Source organism: Amycolatopsis sp. NPDC034160, assembly GCF_055575355.1.
On the sequence record NZ_JBVISU010000023.1, the window covers coordinates 43133 to 58744 of the forward strand.

Consider the following 15612-nt stretch of genomic DNA (forward strand, 5'->3'; position numbering starts at 1 on the left):
GCCACTTGACCATGCCCTGAGGGCACAGGGTCGGATGCGGGCAGGCCCGCTGAGAGTGGGTCAGACAGGAGACGGGGAATGTTTGGTACACGGGGTATGGCCCTGGTGGGGACGCTGGGGCTGATCGGCGTCCTGGCCGCGGTGATTCCGGCAGCAGCCGGGGAATCGGCGACGGAAAAGCCGCAGCCGGCATGGGCGGCGTGTCCGGCCGACGTGGTGGTGCCGCCGCAGGTGCAAGCGCAACTCCAGTGCGCGAAGGTGCCGGTTCCGCTGGACTACAGCGACCCCGGCGGCACCCAGATCGACCTGATGGTGTCGCGGATCGCGAGCACGAAACCGGAGAAACGGCGAGGCGTACTGATGTTCAACCCGGGCGGCCCGGGCGGCACAGGGCTGGACCAGCCGGGCTTCTTGATAGGAAAGGGGCTTCCGGCCGGCGTCATGGACGCCTACGACCTGATCGGCATGGACACCCGCGGGGTGGGGCACTCATCGAAGGTCACCTGCGGTTTCACCGCCGGCGACGCCTACTGGGGCAACATCCCGCCGTACGCCGCCGACGACGCGGCCGTGACCCGGCAGGCGGAGATCGCCAAGGAGGTCGCCGCACGGTGCGCCGCGAACGACACCGACGGGCGCCTGCGGCATCTGAGCACCGCCAACACGGCGCGTGACCTGGACCGGATCCGGGCCGCGCTCGGTGAGAAGAAGGCCAGCTTCTACGGGGCGTCCTACGGCACGGCGTTGGGCGCGGCGTATGTCTCGTTGTTCCCGGACAGCACCGACCGGATCGTGCTGGACAGCAACATCGGCGACACCCACCTCGACCGGGACGGACTGCGCCGGTACGGGCTCGGCATGGAGCAGACGTTCCCCGACTTCGCGAAGTGGGCGGCGGCGCGGCACGACTCCTACGGGCTGGGCCGCACGCCGCAGCAGGTGCGCGAGACCTACTTCCGCATCGCCGAACGGCTCGACCGGACACCGTCGCCCGACGGGATCACCGGTCCCATCTTCCGGATGCTCACCTTCGGTCTCCTCTTCAACGAGATCCAGTACGGCTCCCGCGCCCAGATCTGGCAGTCGCTGCTGAACCCCGGCAAGACGCCGGCAGCCGCGGCCGCGGGGACGGCGGCGGCACCCAACCCGGCGGACAACCTCCTCACCGTGTTCCTGGCGGTGAGCTGCAACGACGTCCGGTGGCCCAAGGACGTGGACACCTATCGGCGGAGCGTCGCGGAGGACCGCGAGCGGTACCCGCTGTTCGGCGCGGCCAGCGCCAACATCACCCCGTGCGCCTTCTGGAAGCACGAGCCGTCCGAGCCACCCGTCGCAATCAAGGACAAGGGGCCTCGCAACGTGCTCATTCTGCAGAACCGGCGGGACCCGGTCACCCCGCTCGCCGGTGGCGAACTGCTGCGGGCGAAGTTCGAGAAGCGCTCCCGTCTGGTCACCGTCGACGGGAGTGGGCATGGTGTCTACGTGATCGGTGGTAACGCCTGCGCGCTGAACCTCACCACTTCCTACCTGGTCGACGGCACCATGCCGGCCGACCAGACCTGCCAGCGAGGCTGATGTTGACTGTGCCCCAGGGGCACGGTGTGGACTGCCGACATGCGGACAAAGGCCGACTGGAGCACCCGTGAGCTGGCCGAGCTCGCCGGCACCACCCTGAAAACGGTGCGGCACTACCATCGGATCGGGCTGCTCGAGGAGCCGGAACGGGCCGCCAACGGCTACAAGCAGTACCGGATCCGGCATCTCGTCCGGCTGCTGCGGATCCGGCGTCTGGTGGACCTGGGCGTGTCGCTGGCCGACATCGCCGCGATCCGGAGATCGGTCGAGGGCGCGGAACAGACATTCCGCGCCCTCGACGCCGAGCTGGCGGCCGGTATCGAGCGCCAGCAACGGATCCGCGGGGAACTGGCCGAGATCCTGCGGCATCCCGACTGCGCCGACTTGCCGCCAGGCTTCGGCGACCTCGCCGGCGGCGTGTCCGAGGACGAACGGGCGTTCCTGCTCGTCTGCTCGCGATTCTTCGCGCCACCGGTGCTGGACGCCCTGCGGCAGGCGCACACCACAGCCCCGACCGCGGCCGAGAAGGATCTCGATGCCCTGACCGAGGACGCGAGCGAGGAAACCCGGCAGAACCTGGCCGAGCGGCTCGCCCCCGACCTTGAGCGCCACCGGCGGGAACATCCACTCCTGCAGGAGTTCGCGGAACAGGGCGCGGTGAGCCATGGGCCACGCCACTGGTCGGCCTTCCTCCACGCGGTCGCCGAACTTCACAACCCCGCGCAGATCGACGTCCTGCAGCGCGCCAACGTCATCCTCGACCGCGACAAACCCGCCGGGTGAACATGCCGACCGCGAGGCGATCGGCCCCTACGGCCGTGAGCCGACCAGACCCGCGCCGTGGGATTAGGGTTCTGGAGCGGTAAGGCAAAGGTGTCGTGGTCGGGAGGGCCTGTGAGACGTTGGACATCGGGCTTCGGCACTGGGCGGTGGCGTCCCGAAGGTGTCGCGAAAGCCACTTTCGGGACACCACATGTCCTGAAAGTGGCTTTCGCGACACGAGCAGCGGGCGCCGCCTTCGCGAGAACACGCACCGCATAGGCGCCGACCATGACACCTTTGCCCACTAACCCTTTTTATCTTGAGAGGTAAGGCAAGTTGGCATGCCCTGGGGCCAGGCTTGGTGTTGCGGAAGCGGTTTGCCGACACCCCCTTGAGGGCTTGGGGAGGTTGGTCACCCCTGGCGGTGTGAGCGGGGAATCGGGAGGCGGCATGTCCCCCATGTGGCATTGGAGACGGTCAGCGTCCCCAATGCCACATTGGCGACATCAGGCCGCGGCGCGAACAGCCCCGCACGCAACACGCCACGTTTGCCTTACCCCTCAAGAGAACAGCCGTAAGTCAAACGTGGCGTGTCCGTGAAGGCCTCCTTCCCTACTTTCAGGGTAGGGAAGGAGGCCTTCACGGACTTCCTGGTTTGAGGCTTCCGACGTGGGGCGAGCTGGGGTGGTCGTGAGTGGCGATTCGGGTTCTCACCCCAACCCCCCCCCCACGACCACCTGGACCGACGGTTCACCACCACCCTCACGCCTTCGTTGCGACTGGTGGGCGGCCCGCCGCTAGCCGCACCCCCGGGCGACCACACCCCGGGCTACTGACCGGGATGGTCGTGCGGGTCGGACAGCAGTTTGCCGAGACGCCGGAGAACGTCCAGCTGCGCGCTGTTGTAGAGCTCCCTCAGGGCCTTGCCGACGGCCTGCTCGACGTAGCGCGCACTGTGCCGGGTGCCGGCGTTCGTGATCTTGATTTCAGGATGCTTCGCGTTCAGCGTGCGTACGTAGGGGACCATGTCCCGGGCCACCGCGGCGCGGGTCTGCTCGTCGGCGTCGGCGGAAAGCGTGTCGAACCGTCCGGCGACCGGGTCGGTGACGGCCTCACGCAGCATGTCCGCCCAGGCCCGCATGGTCCCCGCTCCGAGGACCCGGGTCAGCACGACGATCAACGAGCGGTCGGCGTGCGACATCCTCGCCACGACGTCGGGGGCCGCGAAGCCGGGCGGCAGTTCGGCCGGCGTCGGCTGGCGCAGGATGACGTCGAGTTCGGCGCGAGCGCGTTGGAGACGTTCGATGGTGGCCGCGAGTTCGGTGTCGAGCGTGCGCAGGGCCTCCGCAGGCGGGCCGTCGGTGTCGTCCATGGTCGCGATCTGGGACAGCGAGAACCCGAGGTCCGTCAGGCGTTTGATGCGCAGTATCCGGACAAGGTGAGCCACCCCGTACTGCTTGTAGCCGTTGGCACGCCGCTGTGGTTCCGCCACCAGCCCGATGTCGTGGTAGTGGCGTACCGCTCGCAGTGTGGTCCCGGCGAGTTGAGCGATCTCGCGGGTGCTCCAGGTCACTTCATTCCTCCGTCGACGGCCTCTCGTCGGCTCAATGTCCCTCAGAGCCTGCCCGGGGCGTGGAATACGAGGTCGGGGTCGTACCTTTGTTTGGCGGCGAGTAGTCGCTCGACATTCGGCCCGAAGACGGCGGCGGTGCGTTCTGTGTCCTCCGGCCCGAGCAGATTGGGATAGCCGCCCGGAAGACGGTCGGTTCCCCGTACCCAGGCCCGGTGTCGAGGTTCATCGGCGTCCCCTGGTTCCCAGACCGCGATGGTCTCGACCATCAGGTGCGGCGTCCGGTTGCGGAACGCGGTGGCGTCGGCGGGCACGCGAGCGGCCGCCCCATGGAGGCTGTGCAGTGAGATCGCGGACAAGGGCGAGGTCTTGGCGCTTGCGGCGTCGAGCAAGATCTCCTGAACGGTACGGTCGAGTCCGGGGACTGTCCGCGTCGCGATCTCAACGTGGCGACCGGCCGGGAACATCGCGTCGATCTGGGCGAGCTGATCGACCATCGTGGTCGGACCGACCTGCGCTGCCAGCGGCTCGCCGAGCTCGGTGAGCCGCTGCAGCACCCGGGCTCCCGCCTCGGGATCGCCGCACCAGGTGGGTGCGGCGAAGAGTGCAGGCTCACCGGTCGGGGCGGTGATGAAGCCGGCTTGCACGGTCAGCTCGTCCGGCCCGCGCAGCAGCGACTCCTCCAATTCCGGCAGGGTGTCGAACCGGTACATGATCATCCCGGCCAGGGTCGACGGCACCGTGTGCAACTGGATCCGCATCGTGGTGACCACGCCGAAGTTGCCTCCACCACCGCGCAGCGCCCACAGCAATTCGGGGTGGTGCTCGTCGTCGGCGGTGATCAGCGTGCCGTCGGCAAGCACTACGTCGGCCGACAGCAGGTTGTCGGCGGCGAGGCCGAACCGGCCGCTCAGCGGCCCGTAACCACCGCCGAGCGTCAGGCCTGCCATACCGACCGAACCGGCCGTCCCGGTCACCGCGACCAGGCCGGCCCGCTGCGCGGCCGCGGCCACGTCGGCCGCGGTGGCGCCGCCCGCCACGGTGGCGACCGCGGTGGCCGGGTCGACACTCACCTGACGCATCGGGCTCAGGTCGAGAGTCAGTCCGCCGTCGGCCAGCGCGCGACCGGCCCAGTCGTGCCCGCCACCGCGGACCGACAGCGGGAGCCCCTTCTCCAGGGCGGTCCGAACCCCGGCCTGGACATCAGCCGTGTCGGCGCAGCGAACGACGGCACGCGGACGGCTGGTCACCGCACCGTTCCAAAGGGACAGAACCGCTTCGTATTCCGTTCCGGAGGTCAGTATGTCACTCACGTCACCAGAGTAACCCCATACTCATCAGAGTTAAACTCTGATGAGTGACCTCGGGCTATGCTGGGATCGCCATGACCGAGCTTCTGAAAGGCCGCCGCGCCGAGTACGCCGCGGCCACCCGCACCGCCATCGTCAACGCGGCGCGTCTGCTCTTCGCCCGGGACGGATTCTTCGCGACGAAGATCGATGACATCGCGGTGGAGGCCCGTGTAGCACCGGCCACGGTGTATGCGGTGACCGGCGGCAAACAGGGCCTGATCCGGACGTTGGTCGATCTGTGGAGCCAAGCGCCGGTCGTGGCGCAGACCCTCTCTCAGATCGAGACCCTCACCGACCCGGACGAGATACTGCGGCACACCGCGGCCGTGGTCAGGTCCATGCGCGAGACATACGGCGACATCATCCGGCTGGTGCTGTCGACCGCGCCGCACAACCGCGAGGTCGCCGAAAACCTGCGCGTGGCCACGACGCGCTACCGCGATGCCATCGAAGCCGTCGCCACCCGGCTCCGCGACGTCGGCGGCCTGCGCGAGGGAACGACGGTCGCGGAGGCGAGCGACATCCTCTGGTTCTACTTCGGATATTCCGGTTACCACACCTTGCACGAGGACAGTGGCTGGACCTACGAGCGATCGGAAAGCTGGCTGGTCACTCAAGCCGCCGCAGCCCTTCGCTGACACATACCGGAGCAGGCCTGGCGTTTCCAGGGTGCTACGTGGTGAAGCAGACCCGGATGGTGGTGCCGTGCGGGTCGGTGTGGACGCGGACGAGGTCGGACAGCTGGTTGACCAGCAGCAGGCCGCGGCCGCGTAGTTCCCCGGCGGGGATGGGGCGTCGCCCGGCCAGTGGGTCGGTGAGGTGGCCGTTGTCGCGGACTTCGCAGATCAGGTAGCCCGGCTCGGTCCACAGCCGTAACCGTCCCTGGCCGCCGCCGTGGTCGATGCTGTTGCCGAGCAGTTCGGCGACCACGAGTTCGACGTCTTCGGTGCGGTCAGGGGAGAGTCCGGCCCGGTGGGCTTGGTCGCGGGTGACGGTGCGGGCCTGGGCCAGGGAGGCCGAGTCGCGGGTGACGGTGCCGATGGTGATGGAGGTGGCAGGTTCGGGGAGGGGAGTGTTGTAGCCGCCGATGATGCGCTGGGGGTCGTAGCCGGTGCTTGGTCGCTCGCCGTCGGTGTCGACCAGCACGGGGTGGGTGGCTTCGGCGTCGGCCAGGACGTGCGCGTCGAGACGGGTGGTGTCGTACGGACAGAGGATGGTGACTTCGCGGCCGGTGAACGCGAGGTTGATCAACGCCTCGTGCTGGGCGCAGGCCGGGTACTCCAGTTCGGTGCGCCCGGCCCAGATCGGTTCGCCGATAATGCGGACCCGCTGATCGGGGTGGGCGTCGGCGAAGGCACGGAGAACGCCGGGGATGATCCGGCCGGGGTTGCGGCCTTCCTCGGTCATGTCGAGCAGCCGGACCTGTTCGGCGTCCTGGCCCAGTGCGGCGCGCAGTAGTTCGAGGTTGGGGCCGGGAACCGACACCGCGACCGGTTCGCCTGCCAGCAGGCCTTGGCGGATGAACGGCACGGTGCCCGCCAGGTAGTCCTCCGGACCCTCGTAGAACAGAGCGGGGTGGACGAACGGGTCCGCGGCCATGACAGCCGGATTCATGTTGGCCGTCCGTCGTCGGTGATGAGCTGAGCTGCTTCTTGCGGCCAGAAGAGGCGCAGGACTTTCCGTACGGTGCCCGGCGGATGCCGGATCGTCAGCGACCGAGGTGGCTGGACGCGGCGGGCCGCGTCGACGAGGGCGCTCATCCCGCGTACGTCGGTGAACGACAGGCGGGACAGATCCACTGTCCCGCCACCATTGTTGACCAGCAGGTTCAAGCTCGTCTCCCATGATGCGCGGGTCGCCGGGTCGATCGTCCCGAGCACCATTATCCCGCTCGTGGTGGGCAGGTCGAGGATCCGCAACCCAGCCTCGACCCGCTGACCATGGCCCTGGCCGCCGGTGCTGGCAGCGTATTCCACGTCGTTGCCTCCCGGCGCGAACTCGGCCCTTGCCGTTTGACGGAAGTCTACAAGGTGCCGGTCGCAGACCTCACGCATGTCACAACACGTGCTAGGCGGTCGCGGGATCGGGCTGGTCGTGGATGGTGAGGAGGATGTGGTCGAACTGGGTGCGTTGTCTGGTGGGGCTGCCGCCGAGGGTGGTGATGGCGGCGGTGAGTTTTTCGGCGAGTGTCCGTAGTTTGGTGTTGGTTTCCTGGGAGCGCCATTGCAGGATGCGGAAGGCTTGGTCGGGGTTGATGCCGTAGGCGAGCATGAGTGCGCCTTTGGCTTGTTCGATGCCGGCGCGGGCTTCGAGGAGTTCGGGGAGTGTTTCGTTCAGGATCTGCCGGCGGTGGCCGTCGCTGTTGACGTCGAGGTCGATGTAGTAGCCGGTGGTGCCGACGGTGGCGCCGGTGTCGTCGTGGAGCCGGTCGCCGACGACCAGTACGTGGTGTTCGATGCCGGTGGTGTCGATGATGCGGTGGCGGCTGCAGAACGCGGTGCCGTCGTGGACCGCCGCGGCCAGTGTTCCGGCCACCGTGTCCCGGTCGTCGGGGTGTTTGTGCGACAGCAGCAGGTCGGTGGTGGGCTGGACGGTGCCGGGCTGGTAGCCGTGGAGCCGGGCGACGTCGTCGGACCATTCCCAGGACTGGTCGGCGAAGTGGAACCGGAAACTGCCGATGGCGTGTGGGTGCCCGGCGATGATCCGGTTCAGCGCTGACTGCGGTGCGTCTCTGTCGGAGGCGGCGGTGTCGGTCACCGGCCTATTCTGCCAAGGTCGCTGACTGTCACGAGAGTTCACTGCACAGGACCAGAGCCTGCCCCGCGCAGACGAGGTTCGCCGCGGAAGCGCTGCCACGAACCCTTCTCTGCCCCGTGTTCGGCATCGAAACCCTTGCCGCTCGACAACTCCACCGTGCCGTGTGAACTGACCGGTTGAGCACAGGAGTCGGTCCAGGGGGAAGCACTTCGAGGCCCGTTCTGTCGCGCTCGTGGAGCAGGACCAGGAGCACGAGTGGGCACGCCGGTCAGCTGTTCGTCGCCGGGTGATCGAGGTACTCGATGCTGCATCCGTCGAGTCGTCGCGCGGCGTCGGCGGCGTGGGCTGTGCAGAGTGAGCCGGTGACGCCGTCGCGGTCGGTGGCGATCGCCGCGGCCGGTTCGGTGCAGGGGGTGTGCAGCCGGTCGTAGGTCCAGGTGTTGCCGCAGTCGGTGGCGGTGCACCAGGCGCGGTCTCCGAGTGAGTGCAGGGTGACGCCGTGGTCGGGACAGATGCCCCAGGGGACGTCGCAGAGGTGGGGATCGCGGGATACGCGGACGCGGGTCAGGTACTCGGCGGTCCGGGCGATCTCGCCGATGTAGCCGGCCAGATCGTCGGTGGCTTTGTTCATCGGCTGGGCGAGGCGTTGCAAATGCCCGTCGTCCGCTGCCTCCAGGCGGGCGGCCACTTCCGCGGTCCGTTCGGCGAGGGCGTCGGCTTCGGCGGCCAGGGCCCGTAATTCGGCTGGGACAGGTTCCGGTGTCGTCGGTTCGGGCATCGTTGTCCTCGTTGGTGCGGTGGCGTAGAAGTGTTGCGGGGTAAGGGCTGTCGGGGCGGACGCTGAGGGGCTCAGAACCAGTGGGCGCGGCCGCCCACCTTGCGTCCCGTGCCACCGAGGATCGCGAGAACCACGCCCACGACGGCGAGAACGGCGCCGATGGTGGTCAGCACAGGAATGTCGACGATCAGGCCGATCACGAGAATGATGACTCCGAGCACGATCATGGTTACTCACTTTCTGGAGCGGCCGGAACGAATTTGCCGCAACGATGGGGCTGGCCCCGGAGTGCCCGCGCCGACGTTAGGTCAAACCCTGGGCGCGACGGTCTTTCTTCCGCATCCCGTGCTGTCGAGCGGGCGATGTCCATTCTGGTCGCTCGAGATGTCAGCCGTGAGCGGGCCGGTACCGAATTGAGGGAAATGGTTTGAGTCAGCGATACTCGTGGTACTGAAGACACCTCTACTGTTTTCTGCGGAGGGTGCTCGTGCAGATCGAAGTCAACACCGACCACAACGTCCATGGCGGCGAGAGACTGGCCACCTACGTGAAAACGGACTTGGAAAGCAGTCTGGCCAGATTCGGCGGTTGGTTGACCCGGGTGGAGGTGCACCTCAGCGACAACGGGGGCACCAAGCCGGAAGACAAGAAGTGCGTGATCGAAGCACGTCCCGGGAGCAAACAGCCCGTAGCGGTGACGCATCATGCGACGACGGTGGACGACGCGTATGCCGGTGCGGCGCACAAAATGAAGAGCGTGCTGGATTCCTTGTACTCCCGCGCCCACGACCACAAGGGCGGTGAAAGCATCCGCCACATGGCGGCCCCCGACCCTGAGCAGGTCGGCGTGATCGAGGACGATTCACAAGCCACGACCTCTCCTTGACGCTGTCGGTCGCCGAGCGGGGCGCGCAGGATCCCGCTCGGCGACCGACAGCGTGTCGCGAAGGCTCGGTTTGATGATTTCCACGGCCACCCGGTGGATCCCCTCGTCGACGTAGGCTTTCCCGTCGTCGTCCTCGATCCACGCCACGATCGCCGAAACCAGGCTCTCGCCGGTTTCGCCGCTGCCTGGGTTGACCCAGCGCAGCTTCGTGATGTTCTCGTGGAATTTCCCACCTTCGAGCCGCGATGCGATGATCTTGATGGCCATGGCGCTACCTCTTCGGCTGGGTGCCCTCGCAGTGAACAGGGGTAATGCTGTACTCGCCGCCCTCCCGCACCTCGTTACGCCAACCGGGCGCCGGTGCTTCGAACGTTACGAGTTCGAGTACGGGCCGTCCGTTCTGCGTCAGATGACGCAGACCGCGCCGGTTCCGGCGTGTCAAGGTCCTCCTCGCCGGTAGGGAACACCCGACCGGAGGAAAGGGGAAACAGACATGTGCGCTGCCCACAAGACATCGGCCGGGCTCCTGGGTGCGGCGGGAATCGTGATGCTCCTGGCCGCTTGCGCGCCGGACCCGGCACCGCAGGCCGCGCCGGCGCCCCCGCCGGTGACGTCTTCGTCCGCCGGCGCGGATCCGGCCGCGGCGGTGACCTGGATGAACGGCTTCTGCGGTGCGGTCAAGGATTTCGTCGACGGCAACAACAAGATGCCGTCGGCGGGTGGGGAAACCATCGAGGCCATCAAGAAGAGCACGAGCGCCCAGCTCGGGCATTACGCGACCATTCTGGCCAAGACGGTCGATGGCCTCACTGCCCTTCCCGCCGCGCCGGTTCCGGCTGGCGAGACGGCGAAGCAGGACTTCCTCGCGAAGTACACCGCGGCCCGCGACAAGACCGTGAAAGCGAAGGCGGACCTGGACGCGTCGGGAAAGGACGACACCGCGGCGCAAGGCCGTGCGGTCGACGGGCTCGTGGCCGCGCAGAAGGACACGCGCAGCGCACTCGATCCGGTCGCGGCCATCCTGGGGGCCCCGGAGCTGAAGACGGCCGCGGCGACGGCCGAACGCTGCCGCCCCTGAGTCGTGAATGGTCTCGTGAGTGGTAATGACGGTTCTAACCGTCATTACCACTCACGAGTCTTCCGTGAGGATCTTGCGGAGCCGCGTCAAGGCGCGGTGCTGAGCCACCCGCACCGCGCCCGCCGTCGAACCGACCACACCGGCGGTCTCCTCCGCGGACAAGCCGACAACGATGCGCAAGACGACGATCTCCCGCTGCCTGTCCGGCAGGATCCGCAGCAACTCGCCCATCCGGTCGCTCAATTCGTTGTGCAGCGCGTGCTGTTCCGGACCGGCGGTATCCGCGACGCCGTCGGGGACTTCGGCGACGGGATCGGAGCGGTTGCGGGCGGCGGCGCGGCGGGCGTCGGCGACCTTGTGCTGGGCGATGCCGTAGACGAACGCGAGGAACGGCCGCCCTCGTTCGCGATAGGCGGGCAGCGCCCGGAGGATCGCCACGCAGACCTCCTGCGCGACGTCGTCCGCCGAGGCGTAGGTCCGTTCCTGTCTGCCGATCCGTGCCCGGCAGTAGCGGATCACGAGCGGCCGGACGGTGCTCAGCAGCTCCTCCAGCGCCCGCTGATCACCGCGGCCCGCGGCCGCGACGGGGGCGTCGAGGGCATACCAGCGGGCCGGGGCCACCTGCTCCGGTTCCGCCGCCACCGGGGAACCGGGCTCCACCAAGGCGAGTTCCCGGATCATCGCGCGGTTTTTGATCCGGGACAGCGTGTCTTCGACGTCGAGTCCCACCCTCAGCGCGTCGACGAAGGCCGTGTTGGCGTGGTCCAGCCGGGAGACGAACTCGGGGTCGTGCTCCTCCAGGCGGCCGCGCGCGTGGCGCAGCGTCGTGCTGACGGCCTCCTCCGCGATGCCGAGTATCGCGGCGACCTCCCGCGCCGTGAAGCCGTCCAGTGCCCACGCCATACCGAGCTGCTGGCGTTTCGGGAGCCGCCCCAGCATGGTCAGGACAGCCGATGCCTCGTCGGCGAGGGCGGTGAGCTTGTCTTCCTTGCCCGCGTCCGTGCAGGCCCAGTCCGTCCGGGCCGCGGTCTGCTCCTTCGCCCGCCGGTAGCCGACGCGCCGGACCCAGGAGGGCGGATGGGTGATGGTCAGCCAGTCTTCGTAGGCGTTGAGCATCGCTTCCGCCGCCGCGTCCCGCGCCGGATCGAGCGCGAATCCCGCCTTGCACAGGAAGCCGGTGAGCAGCGGAAATTCGGCGTGGAAGAACTCGTCGAACTCGTCGTGGCCCATCACCCGCACTCACCGCTCTCAGCCGCCGGACGCGAATGCCCTCGTAGGACAGGTGCAGTGAGCGGGCCGCTGAGTGTAACGATTCGATCAAGGTGAAGTTTACGTCGTGCACCCCAGCGGATACCCGGGTTCGGACGGAAGTCGTTTGACGAGGAAGAGAAAATCGAAGAAAAGGAGGTGATAGGAAAATGGAGACGAGGATGGCGAGCGAGCTGAGCGAGGCCGCTTGCCGAAGTGAGGATCCCGAACTGTTCTTTCCGGTCACCGAAATCGGTCCGGGCGCCCGGCAGGTGGCCAGGGCCAAGGCGGTCTGCGCGCGGTGCCCGGTGACTTCGGCCTGCCTGGCGTACGCCTTGGACAACGGACTGGACCATGGCGTTTTCGGCGGGCTGACCGGCAGCGAACGACGTCGCCCGATTCGCGTGCGCAGCGCCGCCTGAATCCACCGAAACGCGACCGGATTTTCTCGTGGTTTTTCGTGCGCGAAAAAAAGAGGTCCCCGGTTCGGTGAACCGGGGACCTCTTCGTGCGTGGGAGATCAGGTGACGGCGTCGGCGACGGTCTCCTCGGTCAGCCGTTCGTTGCCCGACTGGGTCTTCAACGGCTTGTGCTTGAGGAAGGCGACCGAGACGATCACCAGCAGTGCGATCGGCGCGCTGATCAGGAACAACTCGCTGGTCGCTTCCCCGTACGCCTCACGGACCACTGTCGCGATCGGTTCGGGCAGCGTGGCGATGTTCGGCACCGCGCCACCTTCCCCGCCGGTGGGCAGCGGGCCGATGCCCTCGGTGATCAGCGCCGTGATCCGGTTCGCGAGCACCGCGCCCAGCGCGCTCACGCCGATCGAACCGCCGAGACTGCGGAAGAACGACAGCGTGGACGTCGCCGTGCCGAGGTCGTGCGCGTCGACGTCGTTCTGCGCCACCAGCACCAGGTTCTGCATCAGCATGCCGACGCCGACCCCGAGCACCACCATGAACGCGCTGAGCACGACGAGGTTCGTGTGGGCGTCGATCGTCCCCAGCAGGGCCAGGCCCACGGTCATCAGTACCGAGCCGAGCAGCAGGTGGCTCTTCCACTTGCCGGTCCGGCTGATCAACTGTCCGGAGACGGTCGAGGAGACAAGGAGGCCGAAGATCATCGGCAGGCTCAGCAGGCCGGCCACCGTCGGCGACTTGCCGAGTGAAAGCTGGAAGTACTGCGACAGGAACACCGTCCCGCCGAACAACGCGACACCGACCAGGAAGCTCGCGAGGGTGGTCAGGGTGACCGTGTGGTTGCGGAACAGGCTCAGCGGCAGGATCGGCTCGGCCACCTTCGACTCGACGTAGACGGCGAGGGCGAGGATGACCACACCGGCGGTCACCAGGCCGACGGTCCACCATGAGCCCCAGGCGAACTGGTGTCCGGCCAGCGACGACCAGACCAGCAGCGTCGAGACACCGGCCATGATCAAGAACGCGCCGAGGTAGTCGACCTTCACCTCGCGCCTGATCGTCGGCAGGTTCAGCGTGCGCTGCAGCAGCAGGATCGCCGCGATCGCGAACGGGACGCCGAGGAAGAAGCACCAGCGCCAGCCGAGCCACGAGATGTCCACCATGACACCGCCGATCAGCGGGCCCCCGATGGTCCCGACGGCGAACACGGCGCCGAAGATCCCCGAATACTTCCCGAGCTCACGCGGCGAAACGATGGCCGCCATGATCACCTGCGCGAGCGCGGTCAGCCCGCCCGCGCCGATGCCCTGCGCGACCCGGCTGCCGATCAGGAGCTCGATGTTGCCCGCGAAACCGGCGACCAGCGACCCGACCACGAACAGCCCGAGTGACAGCTGGATGAGCAGTTTCTTGTTGTACAGGTCGGAAAGCTTGCCCCAGAGCGGCACCGTCGCGGTCATCGCGAGCAGCTCGGTGGTGACCACCCAGGTGTAGGAGGACTGCGAGCCGCCGAGTTCGGAAACGATCCGCGGCAACGCGTTCGCGACCACCGTCGAGGCGAAGAGGGCGACGAATATGCCCATCATCAGGCCCGACATCGCCTCGAGAACCTGTTTTCGGTTCATCGAACCGGGCGCGGCCTCCGGTTCTCCTGGCCCGGTGGTGGATACGGACATGGTCCTCCCCCTTCGTGTGCTTGTGCTGCCGGACGCGTTCAGTGCGCGCGGCGGCCGGGCTCGGGGAGCCCGGCGAGAAGAATTTCGAGGGCTTCGTCCAGCAGATCGAGCGCGGACAGCTTGCCTTCGTGCTGGTACCAAAGGATCAGCGTGGCGTTGACCGCGGCGCCGATCGTGGTCAAGAGCAGCGTCGGATAGAGGTCGGCCTCGGGATCGGTGCCGGTGCGGCGTGCGATCGCCTCGATCGTCGGTGCGATGGTCTGGTGGTTCATCGCCACCACGCGCGAATGCAGCGAGGGATTCTCCTGGATCGCCCGCATCCGGCCGAGCCATTCTTCGCGGTTCTCCTCCACGACGGCGAAGTCCTCCTTGATCGCGTCGATGAAGGCGCGTGGGGTGCGGACTTCCTGCGGCGCGGCGAGAAACCGCTCGATGGTGCGTTGTGACCGTTCGACGTGATCGGCGTAGGCGATCACCACCGCGTCCTCTTTGGACGCGAAGTAGTTGAAGAACGTGCGCGACGAAACCCCTGCCGCCGCGCTGATGTCCTCGACCGTCACCTGGTCCAGACCGTGTTCGGCGACGAGCCGGACGGCGGTGGTCGCCAGCGCGCGGTGGGTTTCCAGCCGCTTGCGCTCGCGGAGACCTTTGACGGGTTCGGGCATGAGCGCCACGATACGCCCGAAAATGCACATACTGCAAAATTGCAGTATGTGAAGCGCACCACTGGCGACCGGGCGCGAGCCGCCTGGCAGACTGCGGCGGGTGAGCGGAACGGTGCTGGTACTGGGCGGACGCAGTGAGATCGGCCTCGCGGTCGCCGAGCGGCTCGCCAGGGGCGGGGCGCGGGAGATCGTGTTGGCCGCGCGGCGAAGCGCGGACCTCGGCGCGGAGGCGGAGCGGCTGCTGGCCGCGGGAGCCGAGCGGGTCGCCACGGTCGAGTTCGACGCGGACGACCTCGCCGGGCACGGCCCGTGTCTGGAAAAGGTCGTCGCGGAGCACGGGCCACTGGACGTCGTCGTCACCGCTTTCGGGATCCTCGGCGATCAGGCGCGGGCCGAAGCGGACGCCGAGCACGCCGTCGCGATCGTGCACACCGACTACGTGGCTCACGTGAGTGTTTTGACGCAGGTGGCCAAAGTGCTTCGTGAGCAAGGAAACGGAAGCCTCGTGGTGTTCTCGTCGGTCGCCGGGGTGCGCGTCCGGCGGGCGAACTACGTCTACGGATCGGCCAAGGCGGGCCTCGATGGTTTCGCGAGCGGTTTGGCCGACGCCCTGCACGGCACGGGTGCCCACCTCCTGCTCGTCCGGCCCGGATTCGTGATCGGCCGGATGACCGAAGGCATGGCGCCCGCGCCGTTCTCCAGCACTCCCGATCAGGTCGCCGAAGCGACGGTCGCCGCGCTCCGGAAACGCCGGGGTACGGTGTGGGTGCCGGGACTGCTGAGGCTGGTGTTCGCGGTGATGCGGGTGGTGCCACGGGCCATCTGGCGCCGAATGCCCCGCTGAGT

The 15612-nt window shown here is 67.8% G+C and carries 18 protein-coding genes and 1 pseudogene; 7 read left to right on the plus strand and 12 right to left on the minus strand.

Annotated features, from left to right (window positions below; all coding sequences use genetic code 11):
- Nucleotides 1-78 precede the first annotated feature (78 nt).
- Both ACZ54P_RS33350 and ACZ54P_RS33355 read left to right on the plus strand, forming a co-directional pair.
- On the plus strand, nucleotides 79-1575 hold the full coding sequence (locus tag ACZ54P_RS33350; RefSeq protein WP_465465583.1) for an alpha/beta hydrolase: 1497 nt from the start codon (nucleotides 79-81) through the stop codon (nucleotides 1573-1575).
- A gap of 39 nt (nucleotides 1576-1614) precedes the next feature.
- Entirely contained in the window at nucleotides 1615-2358 is a 744-nt protein-coding gene (locus tag ACZ54P_RS33355) for a helix-turn-helix domain-containing protein (protein ID WP_465465584.1), read from the plus strand.
- Between the two features lie 808 nt (nucleotides 2359-3166).
- Here the strand turns inward: ACZ54P_RS33355 and ACZ54P_RS33360 are convergent.
- Nucleotides 3167-3910, minus strand: a complete 744-nt coding sequence (locus ACZ54P_RS33360; protein WP_465465585.1) for a helix-turn-helix domain-containing protein — start codon at nucleotides 3908-3910, stop codon at nucleotides 3167-3169.
- A 41-nt stretch (nucleotides 3911-3951) separates the two neighbouring features.
- A complete protein-coding gene (locus tag ACZ54P_RS33365) occupies nucleotides 3952-5220 on the minus strand; it encodes an FAD-binding oxidoreductase (RefSeq protein ID WP_465465586.1) in 1269 nt (422 codons plus the stop codon).
- A gap of 71 nt (nucleotides 5221-5291) precedes the next feature.
- Between ACZ54P_RS33365 and ACZ54P_RS33370 the strand changes: the two genes are divergently transcribed.
- Complete coding sequence (locus tag ACZ54P_RS33370) at nucleotides 5292-5897, plus strand: TetR/AcrR family transcriptional regulator (RefSeq protein ID WP_465465587.1); 606 nt, start codon at nucleotides 5292-5294, stop codon at nucleotides 5895-5897.
- Nucleotides 5898-5931: 34 nt separating this feature from the next.
- Here the strand turns inward: ACZ54P_RS33370 and ACZ54P_RS33375 are convergent, their stop codons facing one another.
- The 5 genes from ACZ54P_RS33375 to ACZ54P_RS33395 form a co-directional block, all read right to left on the minus strand.
- Nucleotides 5932-6873, minus strand: coding sequence for an anti-sigma factor RsbA family regulatory protein (locus tag ACZ54P_RS33375; protein ID WP_465465588.1), 942 nt, complete (start codon nucleotides 6871-6873; stop codon nucleotides 5932-5934).
- Nucleotides 6870-7235, minus strand: coding sequence for an STAS domain-containing protein (locus ACZ54P_RS33380; protein WP_465465589.1), 366 nt, complete (start codon nucleotides 7233-7235; stop codon nucleotides 6870-6872). Before ACZ54P_RS33380 ends, ACZ54P_RS33375 begins: the two co-directional genes overlap by 4 nt.
- 91 nt (nucleotides 7236-7326) lie before the next feature.
- The gene (locus ACZ54P_RS33385) at nucleotides 7327-8016 is read right to left on the minus strand and encodes a PAS and ANTAR domain-containing protein (protein WP_465465590.1); all 690 of its coding nucleotides are present in this window, start codon (nucleotides 8014-8016) and stop codon (nucleotides 7327-7329) included.
- Between the two features lie 268 nt (nucleotides 8017-8284).
- Entirely contained in the window at nucleotides 8285-8794 is a 510-nt protein-coding gene (locus tag ACZ54P_RS33390) for a hypothetical protein (protein WP_465465591.1), read from the minus strand.
- 71 nt (nucleotides 8795-8865) lie between these two features.
- Entirely contained in the window at nucleotides 8866-9021 is a 156-nt protein-coding gene (locus ACZ54P_RS33395) for a hypothetical protein (RefSeq protein ID WP_103746191.1), read from the minus strand.
- A 260-nt stretch (nucleotides 9022-9281) separates the two neighbouring features.
- Between ACZ54P_RS33395 and ACZ54P_RS33400 the strand changes: the two genes are divergently transcribed.
- Nucleotides 9282-9680 (plus strand): HPF/RaiA family ribosome-associated protein, encoded by a 399-nt coding sequence (locus ACZ54P_RS33400; RefSeq protein WP_465465592.1) that lies wholly within the window; start codon nucleotides 9282-9284, stop codon nucleotides 9678-9680.
- On the opposite strand, the gene ACZ54P_RS33405 is transcribed toward ACZ54P_RS33400, so the two are convergent.
- On the minus strand, nucleotides 9657-9947 hold the full coding sequence (locus tag ACZ54P_RS33405; protein WP_465465593.1) for a DUF3892 domain-containing protein: 291 nt from the start codon (nucleotides 9945-9947) through the stop codon (nucleotides 9657-9659). The genes ACZ54P_RS33400 and ACZ54P_RS33405 overlap by 24 nt on opposite strands.
- A gap of 226 nt (nucleotides 9948-10173) precedes the next feature.
- On the opposite strand from ACZ54P_RS33405, the gene ACZ54P_RS33410 reads away from it, so the two are divergent.
- The gene (locus ACZ54P_RS33410; RefSeq protein ID WP_465465594.1) at nucleotides 10174-10758 is read left to right on the plus strand and encodes a hypothetical protein; all 585 of its coding nucleotides are present in this window, start codon (nucleotides 10174-10176) and stop codon (nucleotides 10756-10758) included.
- A 51-nt stretch (nucleotides 10759-10809) separates the two neighbouring features.
- On the opposite strand, the gene shbA is transcribed toward ACZ54P_RS33410, so the two are convergent.
- Complete coding sequence (shbA, locus tag ACZ54P_RS33415; RefSeq protein WP_465465665.1) at nucleotides 10810-11439, minus strand: RNA polymerase sigma factor ShbA; 630 nt, start codon at nucleotides 11437-11439, stop codon at nucleotides 10810-10812.
- 129 nt (nucleotides 11440-11568) lie between these two features.
- Nucleotides 11569-11988 (minus strand): annotated as a pseudogene (locus ACZ54P_RS33420) (RNA polymerase sigma factor); the annotation flags it as partial.
- 188 nt (nucleotides 11989-12176) lie between these two features.
- On the opposite strand from ACZ54P_RS33420, the gene ACZ54P_RS33425 reads away from it, so the two are divergent.
- The gene (locus ACZ54P_RS33425) at nucleotides 12177-12428 is read left to right on the plus strand and encodes a WhiB family transcriptional regulator (protein ID WP_465465595.1); all 252 of its coding nucleotides are present in this window, start codon (nucleotides 12177-12179) and stop codon (nucleotides 12426-12428) included.
- A gap of 98 nt (nucleotides 12429-12526) precedes the next feature.
- Here ACZ54P_RS33425 and ACZ54P_RS33430 read toward each other — a convergent pair whose 3' ends face one another.
- Nucleotides 12527-14050, minus strand: coding sequence for an MDR family MFS transporter (locus ACZ54P_RS33430; RefSeq protein ID WP_465465666.1), 1524 nt, complete (start codon nucleotides 14048-14050; stop codon nucleotides 12527-12529).
- Between the two features lie 89 nt (nucleotides 14051-14139).
- Entirely contained in the window at nucleotides 14140-14766 is a 627-nt protein-coding gene (locus tag ACZ54P_RS33435) for a TetR/AcrR family transcriptional regulator (RefSeq protein ID WP_465465596.1), read from the minus strand.
- Nucleotides 14767-14866: 100 nt separating this feature from the next.
- On the opposite strand from ACZ54P_RS33435, the gene ACZ54P_RS33440 reads away from it, so the two are divergent.
- On the plus strand, nucleotides 14867-15610 hold the full coding sequence (locus ACZ54P_RS33440; protein ID WP_465465597.1) for an SDR family NAD(P)-dependent oxidoreductase: 744 nt from the start codon (nucleotides 14867-14869) through the stop codon (nucleotides 15608-15610).
- The last annotated feature ends 2 nt before the right edge of the window (nucleotides 15611-15612 follow it).

Bases quoted from the DNA above. Each gene is read 5' to 3' on its own strand.
- ACZ54P_RS33350 (WP_465465583.1), top strand. From the start codon at position 79: ATGTTTGGTACACGGGGTATGGCCCTGGTGGGGACGCTGGGGCTGATC.
- ACZ54P_RS33355 (WP_465465584.1), top strand. From the start codon at position 1,615: ATGCGGACAAAGGCCGACTGGAGCACCCGTGAGCTGGCCGAGCTCGCC.
- ACZ54P_RS33370 (WP_465465587.1), top strand. From the start codon at position 5,292: ATGACCGAGCTTCTGAAAGGCCGCCGCGCCGAGTACGCCGCGGCCACC.
- ACZ54P_RS33375 (WP_465465588.1), bottom strand. From the start codon at position 6,873: ATGAATCCGGCTGTCATGGCCGCGGACCCGTTCGTCCACCCCGCTCTG.
- ACZ54P_RS33390 (WP_465465591.1), bottom strand. From the start codon at position 8,794: ATGCCCGAACCGACGACACCGGAACCTGTCCCAGCCGAATTACGGGCC.
- ACZ54P_RS33395 (WP_103746191.1), bottom strand. From the start codon at position 9,021: ATGATCGTGCTCGGAGTCATCATTCTCGTGATCGGCCTGATCGTCGAC.
- ACZ54P_RS33405 (WP_465465593.1), bottom strand. From the start codon at position 9,947: ATGGCCATCAAGATCATCGCATCGCGGCTCGAAGGTGGGAAATTCCAC.
- ACZ54P_RS33410 (WP_465465594.1), top strand. From the start codon at position 10,174: ATGTGCGCTGCCCACAAGACATCGGCCGGGCTCCTGGGTGCGGCGGGA.
- shbA (WP_465465665.1), bottom strand. From the start codon at position 11,439: ATGATCCGGGAACTCGCCTTGGTGGAGCCCGGTTCCCCGGTGGCGGCG.
- ACZ54P_RS33425 (WP_465465595.1), top strand. From the start codon at position 12,177: ATGGAGACGAGGATGGCGAGCGAGCTGAGCGAGGCCGCTTGCCGAAGT.
- ACZ54P_RS33430 (WP_465465666.1), bottom strand. From the start codon at position 14,050: ATGAACCGAAAACAGGTTCTCGAGGCGATGTCGGGCCTGATGATGGGC.
- ACZ54P_RS33435 (WP_465465596.1), bottom strand. From the start codon at position 14,766: ATGCCCGAACCCGTCAAAGGTCTCCGCGAGCGCAAGCGGCTGGAAACC.